At 52.3% G+C, this 10,343-nt stretch carries 14 protein-coding genes; 7 read left to right on the top strand and 7 right to left on the bottom strand.

From position 1 onward, the window contains the following. Nucleotides 1-43: 43 nt before the first annotated feature. A complete protein-coding gene (trfA, locus tag BN874_RS10935) occupies nt 44-1,072 on the bottom strand; it encodes a plasmid replication initiator TrfA (protein ID WP_195912170.1) in 1,029 nt (342 codons plus the stop codon). 261 nt (nt 1,073-1,333) lie between these two features. Here trfA and BN874_RS10940 point away from each other — a divergent pair, with 261 nt between their 5' ends. Then, nucleotides 1,334-1,825 carry a hypothetical protein gene (locus BN874_RS10940; protein WP_034433160.1) on the top strand — a complete coding sequence of 164 codons (492 nt, stop codon included), beginning with the start codon at nt 1,334-1,336 and terminating at the stop codon, nt 1,823-1,825. Nucleotides 1,826-2,158: 333 nt separating this feature from the next. Further along, nucleotides 2,159-2,413 (top strand): hypothetical protein, encoded by a 255-nt coding sequence (locus BN874_RS10945; RefSeq protein WP_034433162.1) that lies wholly within the window; start codon nt 2,159-2,161, stop codon nt 2,411-2,413. A 528-nt stretch (nt 2,414-2,941) separates the two neighbouring features. Here BN874_RS10945 and BN874_RS10950 read toward each other — a convergent pair. The 3 genes from BN874_RS10950 to BN874_RS24475 all read right to left on the bottom strand — a co-directional run bounded on the left by BN874_RS10950 (nt 2,942) and on the right by BN874_RS24475 (nt 4,787). After that, entirely contained in the window at nt 2,942-3,613 is a 672-nt protein-coding gene (locus BN874_RS10950) for a hypothetical protein (RefSeq protein WP_034433164.1), read from the bottom strand. A 61-nt stretch (nt 3,614-3,674) separates the two neighbouring features. Then, the gene (locus BN874_RS24470) at nt 3,675-3,974 is read right to left on the bottom strand and encodes a hypothetical protein (protein ID WP_051497719.1); all 300 of its coding nucleotides are present in this window, start codon (nt 3,972-3,974) and stop codon (nt 3,675-3,677) included. A gap of 117 nt (nt 3,975-4,091) precedes the next feature. Further along, on the bottom strand, nt 4,092-4,787 hold the full coding sequence (locus BN874_RS24475; RefSeq protein ID WP_051497720.1) for a MobA/MobL family protein: 696 nt from the start codon (nt 4,785-4,787) through the stop codon (nt 4,092-4,094). Between the two features lie 355 nt (nt 4,788-5,142). Here BN874_RS24475 and traD point away from each other — a divergent pair, with 355 nt between their 5' ends. Then, the gene (gene traD / locus BN874_RS10960; protein ID WP_034433167.1) at nt 5,143-5,571 is read left to right on the top strand and encodes a conjugal transfer protein TraD; all 429 of its coding nucleotides are present in this window, start codon (nt 5,143-5,145) and stop codon (nt 5,569-5,571) included. Here the strand turns inward: traD and BN874_RS10965 are convergent, their stop codons facing one another. Both BN874_RS10965 and BN874_RS10970 read right to left on the bottom strand, forming a co-directional pair. Further along, complete coding sequence (locus BN874_RS10965; RefSeq protein WP_034433169.1) at nt 5,572-5,859, bottom strand: type II toxin-antitoxin system RelE/ParE family toxin; 288 nt, start codon at nt 5,857-5,859, stop codon at nt 5,572-5,574. A gap of 6 nt (nt 5,860-5,865) precedes the next feature. Further along, nucleotides 5,866-6,147 carry a type II toxin-antitoxin system ParD family antitoxin gene (locus BN874_RS10970; protein WP_034433171.1) on the bottom strand — a complete coding sequence of 94 codons (282 nt, stop codon included), beginning with the start codon at nt 6,145-6,147 and terminating at the stop codon, nt 5,866-5,868. A 315-nt stretch (nt 6,148-6,462) separates the two neighbouring features. On the opposite strand from BN874_RS10970, the gene BN874_RS24480 reads away from it, so the two are divergent. Both BN874_RS24480 and BN874_RS10975 read left to right on the top strand, forming a co-directional pair. Beyond that, entirely contained in the window at nt 6,463-6,954 is a 492-nt protein-coding gene (locus tag BN874_RS24480) for a hypothetical protein (protein ID WP_154724875.1), read from the top strand. Next, on the top strand, nt 6,926-7,966 hold the full coding sequence (locus BN874_RS10975) for a replication initiation protein (RefSeq protein ID WP_034433172.1): 1,041 nt from the start codon (nt 6,926-6,928) through the stop codon (nt 7,964-7,966). The genes BN874_RS24480 and BN874_RS10975 overlap by 29 nt, the downstream gene beginning before the upstream one ends. On the opposite strand, the gene BN874_RS10980 is transcribed toward BN874_RS10975, so the two are convergent. After that, nucleotides 7,945-8,295, bottom strand: coding sequence for a hypothetical protein (locus BN874_RS10980; RefSeq protein WP_154724876.1), 351 nt, complete (start codon nt 8,293-8,295; stop codon nt 7,945-7,947). The genes BN874_RS10975 and BN874_RS10980 overlap by 22 nt on opposite strands. Nucleotides 8,296-8,789: 494 nt before the next feature. Between BN874_RS10980 and BN874_RS10985 the strand changes: the two genes are divergently transcribed. Together BN874_RS10985 and BN874_RS10990 are read left to right on the top strand one after the other, a co-directional pair. Next, nucleotides 8,790-9,101, top strand: a complete 312-nt coding sequence (locus BN874_RS10985) for a hypothetical protein (RefSeq protein WP_051497721.1) — start codon at nt 8,790-8,792, stop codon at nt 9,099-9,101. 92 nt (nt 9,102-9,193) lie between these two features. Continuing rightward, the gene (locus BN874_RS10990) at nt 9,194-9,646 is read left to right on the top strand and encodes a hypothetical protein (RefSeq protein ID WP_034433177.1); all 453 of its coding nucleotides are present in this window, start codon (nt 9,194-9,196) and stop codon (nt 9,644-9,646) included. Nucleotides 9,647-10,343 lie beyond the last annotated feature (697 nt).

Genomic DNA, 10,343 nt, shown 5'->3' on the forward strand with positions numbered 1-10,343 from the left:
TATTCCCGTGCCTGCCTACCTCTATTCCCGTGCCTGCCTACCTCTATTCCCGTGCCTGCCTAGTGGGCCTACGCCGGGCCTTCGGTTTGGTGAGGTATCTTTGCTGGCTGGCGGGGATATCCACACCTCGGTCAACGTGCACGAGGTCAGAAACGTCGATCTCCCATGACGTGATAACACCTATAGATTTAAGATTATCAAGGGCTTTTTTAAGTAATTGTCGAAACTTGTAAAGTTCAACGGTTTTACTCCCGCTTTTTTCATGCAGATAGACAACGGAACGGGGAAAGGGATTGGCATGAGTGACAATCTCGGTATGAAGCCAACGGGCAAGGTCTTTGCCCTTAAGTAGTTTCCGTTGCTCCCAGTCAATCAGGGTATAGGCGGTTTGGCTGTAAAGCGGTTTAAGATTCTTATTTAGTTTTAAGCACCAGTAACGGCTATCTTTATCCTGTATGGCATCATCGATTAAATGACCGAAATATTCATATTCTTTTGTTTTAACCTCTACGCCTCCAAAAACAAGCCGCTTAATCTCAATTCTCAACTGGTTGTGTTCCTTGCCACTCGTTCCACGTCCTAGAGCTTTTAAAAGTGTGTGAGCTGGAATGGTCACATAATCACCAAGTGGCTTTTGGCTTGCCATAGTCACAAGCTGCATGAATGTATCGTGGTCGTCTTGGTTGAACTGCTCACCCGTAAAAAAGATTTCAACCCCTTCGGCACTGGCTATTTTTTCATTCCAGAGCTTTTGCCTGTCTTTGCCTTGGATCGCGGCAAACAAGGCAGAACGGGCTAGGGCATTCACTGTAGGACGGGTCTCTTGAGGAAAGATGGGGAGCTGGATGATTTTAGCCGTCTCGCGGGGTTGCATCGACTCGGCCTTCACGTCCTGATCCCGCTCTATCTCGCCTTTCACCCTCTTCCGCTGCAAGGCAAGGCGACGGGTTCCAATGAGGGTTAAAAACATCTCCAGGCTTTGTCCATTTTTAGGGAGCATCGCCCGTTCTTCGTCAGTCAGGTCAGCAAGGCTAAGGTGTACTTTCGAGGGTCTTTCGGCGGGGTCGCTCATGGTCCATTGACTCCATTGTGGCGACGGTGGAAATGTCTGTTCTTCGGTTCTACTCCCGATAAGCGTATGGATTTCATAATTTCCCTCCATAGCTTTTCCAGCATGGGCAGGGAGACTAGCTCGGTCAAGGGCTTACCACGCCAAACCTTCGTAAACCTTCACAGGTAACGACAGCGAACTCCGGTTGCGGCTACGCTTACTCACACGCGGCTGCCGCGCGGCAGCCGCGCTACAGCCAATGGCGGGCAAGGGGGCAGCGTGATGATGCTGGGTATTAATGCGGCGGCTCACGCAGCAGGCGTGGCGCGGAGCACGATCCAGAGAGCCATCAAAACAGGTCGCTTGTCTGCTGTATCAACCCCTACAGGAGAGCGCGGCATCGACCTTGCCGAACTGCTACGGGTTTTCGGTCCGCTACCCCAGACGCGGCAGGAGCGGGCTGCCGCGTCGCTCCCTACTGCGGCCCCCGATGCTACGGGGGAAGCCACCTTGATTGGTGTGCTACAGGAGCAGTTACAGCAAGCCTTGGAGCGAGAACGGCAAGCCACTGAACGTGCCCAAGAACGGGAATCGCGCCTGCTGGCGCTGTTGGAAATCGAACAGCAAACCCGCCGCGAGTTGGAGATGAAGTGGCTACCCGCTCCAAGGACAGAGCCAGTCAGGAATAGTCGGGTGTGGATTCTACTGGGCGCCTTACTGGTGGCGCTGGCTGCGCTGGTAGTCACCTGGGTTCATCCTGAACTGGTCGGATGACTCATAGGTAACTAGAATTTGTAGGATATATTGGGCACGCTACATGCTGCGTGGGCAACAATATCCGCCTGTGTCTCACCACCAAAAAATGAGCGGTTGCGCATTATTTTGTCTATGGTTACCGTTTCAGAAACGCAAGCGCTTCAAGGGCTTGCGCGGGGCAGATGGGGCAACTTGGGACCGAACGGCGCAGAGGGTCCTGTGGCACGGCGCGCCGGACCCCCCGTCCGGCTATACTCCATTTGCTCGTCTCCCAGCGCAGCACCATTCGCGCCAAGCCAGCGAATTCAACCACTAGACAGGCTGGCATTTACAGTTTGCGAAGGACTATAAATGATTATTCAAGTAGATGAGAATATTTCTCTCGAAGTATATTTCGACCCCGCAGATCGAGAAGAAGGCTATCAAGATGATATTCGTTTATATCTGATTGAATCAGGGCCTAAAGAGAAAAGGATTTTCAAAGCTGATAGAACAGGCTTCTTACTTACAGCTAAACAAGCCAAGCAGTTAGCGAATGCTTTACAAGAAGCAGCTACTGCCAGCAACAATCTGCCACGAGACAGTGCAATAAAAGTTGTTAAGTAACTAAGGATAATGGCGGAATAACGGCATGGTAAATTACGGTTTAATCGTTAGTGTTATTGGTTTTTTTATGTATATAGTTGGCACTATATTTTATAACTATTATCTTCGTAAGAATAACCTCGATCTGTTGGAAAATCATAGTAAAATCCATGATAAAACCCAATCAAGATGGTCACAAAATAAAAAGAGTAATACAAGGATTCAAGTGGTAATGACCTCGACCTCTTTACCAAAATTGGTTGGTATGACATTGTTCTTATCTATTCCTTTAATTATAGTTGGAATCGTAATAATCATATTATCATTAGTAATTGACATATTTAGATGATAACTTTTTTGAGAAGATTTTTTTAGTAAAATGTAAATATGTAAATATGAGACAGACTGCAACGGTCTGTCTCATGTGACCTCGCAAAACGGTTCCCTTTCGCGCGGTTCCTTAACGTTTAAGATTCAATATTTCACGATTCGGGCGCGAATCGTGAAATATTGAATTGAAGCTTGAGTTTCAACGAGAGTCCCCCGCAATCAATAGCCTCTGAGAATCACCAGAGGAAATCCCTCTCTCCCGCTCCACGGCGCTTTCCAGTCCTTGTAATTTTCGCCTTGATTCGTCGAAGCGTAGGCGCACAAGCGCCCGCCGCAATCCGTCAATTCGATCTTCCCGCCTCGTTTATTCAGTTCTTCGAGCCGCGCCTTGCTTTGGGCGATCTCCGTGTTGAGCCGTTCCAGTTCCGCGCTCTGCCACGACACCAGGAGCGAAGCGGTCAGCCATACCCCGAGTATGACGGCCACCACGGCGGTCAGCGCCGCGCCACCGGCGATGGCACCCCATTTCCATTGGAAGGTCTTCACGGCGCGTTGCAGGCGCTCTTCGGTCTCCTCGGCGGCCTTCGTGACCCCGGCCAAGCTGTGGAGCAACGGCTGTCCGGCGTCCTTGAACGCCCGTTCCGCGCGCTGGGAGACCGTCATCAAGGTGGCGTGCAAGGCGGTTTCCACGCCCTCTCGAACCGCCGCTTGCAGCGTGAGGGCGGTTTTCTGCCCGCTGCGGTCGAGGGCGTTCGCCGCCTGGGCGGCCTGCTGGCTGGCGCGGGTCAGCGTCTGCGCCTGCCCTTCGAGCCGGTTCAACAGCTCGGCGATGCGGCTTTGCTGCTCGTCGGACAGTTGGATCAGGGTGGCGAGTAGTTGCTGGGAGTCCATGGCTGTCTCCTTTTTCCTGATTGGGGGCCGTCGAACGAGTGAAAAGGCGTGCTGTCCGCCGTTAGGGTTCCATGTCGAACCCCCGCGACTGTTGCGGTGGGGGTTCCTGCGCCGGGGACTGCTCGCGTTGCGCTTGGAGCTGCTCCATCGTCTTCGCGAGGGCGGCTTGCAAGCGTTCCGCGAACGATGGGGAACTCAGCCCAATGGCCGGGAGTGACTCCAAAAGCTGTGCGCGTTCCGCTTCTGGCCGTTGCAGGCGCTCCCGTTCCGCTTCCAAAGCCCGCTCTTGTTCGGCTTTTTGTACCAATTCGGCCCTGAACTCGTTCAAGGCTTGCCGGCAATAGGCCCGCGCTTCCGCCATCCGAGCGGCCTGTTCTTCTTGTTCCCGGTGCTCGGCGGCGGCGGTGAGTTCGTGGAGGTGCTGTGAAAGGTCGAACGGCGCTAATTCGTGCTGGCTTTGCCGCAGTTCGTCTTCGGCCTACCGCCGTTCCAGCAGGGCCTCCCGCTGTTCCGGTTCCAGTTGCCGCACCCGTCGCCCGCCCAAGTGCTGCTCCGGTTCTCGGTCGATGCCTTGCGCCGCTAAGCTCCGGTGATCCACCCACGCGGCGTGGCCGTGTTGCTGGAGGTGGGCGTTTTGCACCTCGGCCCACCGCTGCCGGGTTTCCAGCAGCCGCTCTTCCGTTCCGGCGCTGTCTTTCCGGCAGCCGCCCAGATCGGGATGCCTCGCGTTGTACCGCTTGAAATACTGATCGGGGTCGCGGTCGATGCCGTCAACCGTCCGCTCTGAGTACATGAGGTGGGCGTGCGGTTGTTCCCCGCCCGCCAGTGCCGCGCCCGGATTGTGGATCGCCCATTGGTGGGCGTGCCGCGTGCCGATCTCCTGCCGGATGAAGTCAAGCACCAGTTCTTCTCGCTGGGCCGGGTTCAGCTCGCGTGGCAGGGCGATTTCGATCTCGCGGTAGGTCGCGCCGTTCGCTCGTTCGTACCGGTCGGCGGCGGACCAGAACAGGGCCGGTTCGTCTTCGGCCCATGCGGGCAAATTGCCGTACCCGGTCGCTTCCAGGTCTTCGTAGCCGGTGCGATCGGCGTAGTACCCCTCGCGGGCGATGTAGGCGGCGTGTCCGCTCGCCTTCCCTTTCCCGCCCACTTTCACGCTGCAATGGTAGGAGGCCATGTTGGGGTGCCTGATTTGTCGGGGTGGTTGTCGAGGTCAGTGCCGTTGGCGATAGTCTATTGGCTGCGCCGCTGTCGGTTAAGTTGCTGGGACATAGGGGTTTTGTCTTTGGCCCCCGCAGGGGCGCACGACGTTTCCGCAAAGCGGAAACAACTAAGTGCGCCTTTTGGTTCAGTTGCCACTCAGCCACTCAGGCCAGACCGTAGTCGAGTCGCCTTCACCGCTAGCTTACCAGCTCCTATCAAGCATACATCAGCCCTTGTACCATATGAAGGGGCCGCTATGCTTCGGGGCAGTGGCTGAACCCACTTCCCCGGTAACAGCAACCGCAAACTCACGAAAGAGGCAAACCCCCATGAACCGCGACGAGTGGCTACAAAGCCGCGTGACCTATCTCAAGAATCTGAAGGCGCGCACGGAACATCAGCAGCTCTTGGTGTTGCTGGCCGACAAACCGGACCGCTCGGTAGCAGAGAATCAACTGTTCGCAGCCTTGATTCGGGTGGAACAGGCCAACGACCGTGCCACTCAAGCTCGTTTAGCGGCGGCCAAGTTGATTCAAACCAGTAAGCGCCAATCTCAGCAGGCCGAACGCAAGGCCCGTGCCCATCGGCTCATCCAGCAGGGCGTTTTGTTCGATCTAGCGAGCTTGGAACACCGCAGCCGGGGTGAACTGCTCGGCTTGCTCTTGGCCGCCGCAAAAACCGATGATCCTCAGCGCTGGGCACATTGGAAAGAGGTGGGCGATGCCTTGCTGGCCGAAAAGAGTGAGGCCGTTGAGTAGCTAGAACAGATGGCTCAACCGGCGTGCGCCATGAACTACACGAACAACCTCAATCCCGTTATCAATCTCACAGTAGAGGATGAGGTAGCGTCCGACCGGAAAGTAGCGTAGCCCTGGCGCGATGTCAGATCGTGCTGGGCCAAGCCGGGGTTGTTCCGCCAACAACGCAAACTTGCTCTCGAACTCGTCGAGCAGATGGTCAGCGGCGTTTGGATTATCTTGGGCGATGTAGCCCCACAGATCGATCAGGTCTTCGTCGGCCTGCGCTGTCCGCTGAATGATGGGCATGTAGCCTCACGACTCTTGTGGATTCTGGGCTTCAAAACGACGGCGGGCTTCCGCCTTGAGGTCCATTATTCCCGCGAACCGGCTTACACCGCTGTGTAGACCCTCATGCCAGAAACGGCGGAGTTCCTCGATTTCTTGTTGTTGCAAAGCGCGTTTCAGCTTCCAGTCCCGTAGTGCCTCTCGCACGATTTCACTGTTGCTGGCGTAATCACCGCTATCCACAGCCTGCCGGACCACCATCGCCATTTCTGGGGTAAGCGCGATACTGACTTTCTCAACATTGGGCATAGTAACGTCCCTCCTAGCCTAATAGTAGTAATTATTCCTACTTTATCCTACCACAAGGCGAAAAAAACTCTGTTGGCCTTATTTTGGGTTTTCAGGGCTAGGTGTCGGTTCGTTCCCGGAGTCGTTACCGCTGGCTAGGCCGTTCTAAGGGCGCCTATGCCTCTAGGGGCGTCTGTAGAGTATTTGGGGGGCTGTGGAAGTCTTCAGACGCTCCTAAAGCCGTCCTAGGAGCTTTTACGGGCCTTCTGCGAGGGTGTTCGAGGTTGCTGGCGCTACGGCCTTCGCCCTGGCGACTGTCTTTAGGGGTTTTCAGGGGTGGCGTTGCCGTTTGCTCTAGGTCGCTGGCGCTGGCAGGTCGTGGCTTTTGGGGTGGGTTTGGGAGGGGGCTACTGCACCCCTCCCAATCAGCATGATGTGAGCGTAGCGAACTCCTTATTTCCCTTTACTTCCGGTCGAATTTTCGAGTTATCCACAGGCTTGGCCTGTGTTTTTAAGTTCAGTGTGTTCATCTGTGTTCCGCGCGCGCGATCATATTATGCGCTGCCTCGAAAGGTGAGAAATTCCGGACTAAAGGTGAGAAATTCCGGACTAAAGGTGAGAAATTCCGGACTAAAGGTGAAGCAAAAACAGCTTGACGAATCACCGTTAAAGGTGAGAAATTCCGGACTAAAGGTGAAGCAAAAACAGCTTGACGAATCACCGTTAAAGGTGAGAAATTCCGGACTAAAGGTGAAGCAAAAACAGCTTGACGAATCACTGACAGAAAGAAGCCTAAGCCATGCCAAAGACAGCAAGAACAGCCCTTAAGAAAGCTGCGTTGCCTCTGGAAGTCCACGCCTCCGGCGATCCGTGGCAACCGTCCGGCGATGAGGTCGCCACTGTGCCCTTGCCTAACGATGTAATTATCACGAAGGTTGAAGGCGACTACACCGAACGCGATAGAAAATTATGGGCTTTTTTGGTCGCTGCTGTCTGGGACGATCTGCTAACAACAAGAATCCACGAAATCAGGGTTTCAAAAATCAACGCCATATTTGAACAACTCGGTGGCGAAAAAACCGCTTCATGGATATGGGAAAGCGCGAAGCACCTATCAAAAACTCATGTTGAATATGAATTAAACGAAGATGGAAAAAGGCTTGTAGGAATATCCAATTTATTGAATGCACAAACCCATAAAAATATCAGGGCTACAGGTCTTTTACGTTTTGATATTTCGCCACTGCTCTGTGAGGTTATCCGCAACCCCTGCCGCTTTTCGCGGTTGCGAATTCATTTTATGATCGGGTTATCTGGAAAATATGCCGTTACCCTTTATATGTTGCTTGAATCCATAGCAAATAAGAAAACACCTGTTTTAGATGTGGAACTAAGCCAGCTTCGGCAATGGTTGAAAGTGCCAGAAGGTAAATTAAATCGGTGGGTTGATATTAAGAGATTCATCCTTGAACCTGCCCTAAAGCAAATTAACGATAACCCAGACGCAGCGGGCTTCTCGGTGGTTATGGATACCTTCAAGGAAAGCCGCGCCGTGGATCGGGTGCGCTTCATACTGACGAAAACAGCGGGGCGGCTGGCAGATGAAAAAGTCCTAAAGCCGCAAACCATTGAGCAACCCAAGGCGGCGGATAATTCCGGCGCCTTGCGGCTTCCTACTTCGGCTTATGAGCAAGCGAAGAAAGTCGCGCCTGGTCTGGATATCTATTACCTAGAAACAGAATGGCGCAGTTGGTTGACCAATAAACCATGGCCCAATAATCCAGCCGGATCGTTTATCGGGTTTTGCCGCTCTAAGTATCAGGGCAAGGGGCGGCTATAGGCCAGCCATAGAGCAAAGACAGCTCCAATGAGGACGGCGGCAAGCGCAATCCATAACCACAGGCGGACCAGCGCTGGGCGGTCGTTCTGGTTCGCTGTGGGGACTGGCTGCACTTTCGGTTCTATCTTTGGCGAGTGAGTAAGCATCAGGGTCAAGCGGTGAATTTCAGCGGCAGCGTTCTCCCTAGCTTCGCTTTCCGTATCAAGGCGGCGGCGTAGGTCGTTGCGTTCGTTCTCAATCCCCTGAAGGATCCGCTCCAAAAACTCCACCTTTTGCCGCAAAAGGGCGGTTTCCGTGGTCGGTGGCATAGGGTCGGTTGCGGTTTCCATGTCCGGTCGCTGTGCGGGCGGCAGGTAAACCCTGAAAAGCTCGGCGGGGTCTATCTGGTAACGCCCTAGCTCGTCCTTTGGCGCGGACAACCGCCCGCCCCGTATCGCCGCAAGGAGAGTTGCCTTTGATTTTCCCGCCTCGCGGGCGGCTTGATTCAGGGTCAGAGGTGGCATGGTCGGGCGTTGTTTGGCGGCGGTTGGTTGCGGTTTCTGCTACTGTTCGCCCGTGGTCGGCGCATGGCAAGGCGGTTTGGCTTCAGGCTACTGATTTGGCCTACACACCACTCTGCTGAAAGATGTAACATAAAACTTGCTGTGCCACATGCGGTGCGGGCAGCGGTCGCCCGGCTCTCGCCAACCCAAAACGGGCGGTCGCGCATCGTTTTGTCTCGTGTTGGCAAGGGTGGGGTGCTGGCGATTCAAGAGTTTGTGTGGAGCGGCGAGGGAAACGTGGGACCGAACGGCATAGTGAGTCTAGTCGAGACGAACGGAAGATGAATAAATACCTGTTTTATGTGCTCAAACCGTTTTTCGAAGTTTTCTTGTGGAGCTTAGACAAGCTGTTTCAAATCACGAGAAAAAGGGTAGAGCCAACTTATCCATACGATAGAAAAACAAGAAAAATTATTCTACCGAAAAATATAGAGAATGAAATCTACCAAATGGCAATAAAAACGGATAAACCGAAAGCGATTAAAAAAGTGACTGAACTTACTGGTGCTGGATTAAGAGTTTCCAAGGACTATGTCGATAATCTGTTAATTAATATGGGAGCGGACTCAAAAGTTAAAGGCACTAGAACCTAACCATTATTCAACTCAGACTTTCTTATCGGCTAAACGGAATGTTAGGCGCAATAACTTGCTTTTGCAAACGAGCCAAAAAGGCGGAGTTAATAATGACAGACAACTACCAAAAGTACGAAATCGAATGTGAGAGGATTAGAAAGCAAAATGCAAAGCTATTAGACGAATTTTTATTATGGTTACAAGAATCAAATTTGAAAGAAGAGACAATAAAACAACATGTAAACAATATTGATTTCTATATCAACGAATATCTCTTGTATGAGGATGCAGCAGAAGCAAAAGAAGGGGTATTTCGCGCAAGTATGTTTTTAGGTTATTGGTTTATTAAAAAAGCCATGTGGGCAAGTCATTCTCAAATTAAGAGTAATGCGGCCAGTCTAAAAAAATTCTACACGTTCATGCTTGAAAAAAGGCTGATTAATAAAGAAGAACTTGATGACTTGAAAGAAACCATAAAAGAAGGAATGCCAGAATGGGTAGCGACTATGAGACGTTACGATGATCCATCAATAACAGATATGGAAGATGTCTGGGGTATTTAAATCTAGCGGTATGGATGCGCCTAACCGCAGCAATCCGCTAAGTTTGGTCGTTTGCTCTCTGTTTAAGTATTAGACACTTCGTTCCGGTCTGTTTATTTACACAGCCCTTTTATCGCTTGCTTGCCAGTATTAAGTGAAACAATGGCTTAGAAAGCTGTGGACAACCGCACAAAAGGTAACCGTTTTGCGCGGTTACCTTTAAGGGGTCTGCTCGGGATACGTGTAAATTTTTATCACTTCTTACGGGTTGAAGGGAGGGTGTCCGAAAAAGGGTTTGCGGCTATTCTTTTCAAGTCTTTGTTTTTATAACATTTATTATACAAGTAATTGTGTCTCATAAGGTTTACCTTTCAGGACACTCATGCCCTTAAAAAAGCGACTCGCCTTTCCTATGGGAGGCTCCACACCCGATCAGCAGTTGGATTTGCAAGTCGTTATAGCTCCCCTGACCGGGCAGAACGGCTGATGTGATAAAAATTTACACGCATCCCGAGCAGACCCCTTTAACGTTTGAGATTCAAGATTGGCGCCCGAATCGTGAAATCTCGAATTGAAACTTGAGTTTCAACGAGAGTCCCCCGCAATCAATAGCCTCGGAGAATCACCAGCGGCAACCCGTCTTTCCCCGCCCACGGTGCTTTCCAGTCCTTGTAATTTTCGCCTTGATTCGTCGAAGCGTAGGCGCACAAGCGCCCGC

The sequence above is a fragment of the Candidatus Contendobacter odensis Run_B_J11 genome, from assembly GCF_000531125.1.
GTDB classification, from domain to species: Bacteria; Pseudomonadota; Gammaproteobacteria; order Competibacterales; family Competibacteraceae; genus Contendibacter; species Contendibacter odensensis.

Bases quoted from the DNA above. Each gene is read 5' to 3' on its own strand.
- trfA (WP_195912170.1), bottom strand. From the start codon at position 1,072: ATGAGCGACCCCGCCGAAAGACCCTCGAAAGTACACCTTAGCCTTGCT.
- BN874_RS10940 (WP_034433160.1), top strand. From the start codon at position 1,334: ATGATGCTGGGTATTAATGCGGCGGCTCACGCAGCAGGCGTGGCGCGG.
- BN874_RS10945 (WP_034433162.1), top strand. From the start codon at position 2,159: ATGATTATTCAAGTAGATGAGAATATTTCTCTCGAAGTATATTTCGAC.
- BN874_RS10950 (WP_034433164.1), bottom strand. From the start codon at position 3,613: ATGGACTCCCAGCAACTACTCGCCACCCTGATCCAACTGTCCGACGAG.
- BN874_RS24470 (WP_051497719.1), bottom strand. From the start codon at position 3,974: ATGGCGGAAGCGCGGGCCTATTGCCGGCAAGCCTTGAACGAGTTCAGG.
- BN874_RS24475 (WP_051497720.1), bottom strand. From the start codon at position 4,787: ATGGCCTCCTACCATTGCAGCGTGAAAGTGGGCGGGAAAGGGAAGGCG.
- traD (WP_034433167.1), top strand. From the start codon at position 5,143: ATGAACCGCGACGAGTGGCTACAAAGCCGCGTGACCTATCTCAAGAAT.
- BN874_RS10965 (WP_034433169.1), bottom strand. From the start codon at position 5,859: ATGCCCATCATTCAGCGGACAGCGCAGGCCGACGAAGACCTGATCGAT.
- BN874_RS10970 (WP_034433171.1), bottom strand. From the start codon at position 6,147: ATGCCCAATGTTGAGAAAGTCAGTATCGCGCTTACCCCAGAAATGGCG.
- BN874_RS10975 (WP_034433172.1), top strand. From the start codon at position 6,926: ATGCCAAAGACAGCAAGAACAGCCCTTAAGAAAGCTGCGTTGCCTCTG.
- BN874_RS10980 (WP_154724876.1), bottom strand. From the start codon at position 8,295: ATGGAAACCGCAACCGACCCTATGCCACCGACCACGGAAACCGCCCTT.
- BN874_RS10985 (WP_051497721.1), top strand. From the start codon at position 8,790: ATGAATAAATACCTGTTTTATGTGCTCAAACCGTTTTTCGAAGTTTTC.
- BN874_RS10990 (WP_034433177.1), top strand. From the start codon at position 9,194: ATGACAGACAACTACCAAAAGTACGAAATCGAATGTGAGAGGATTAGA.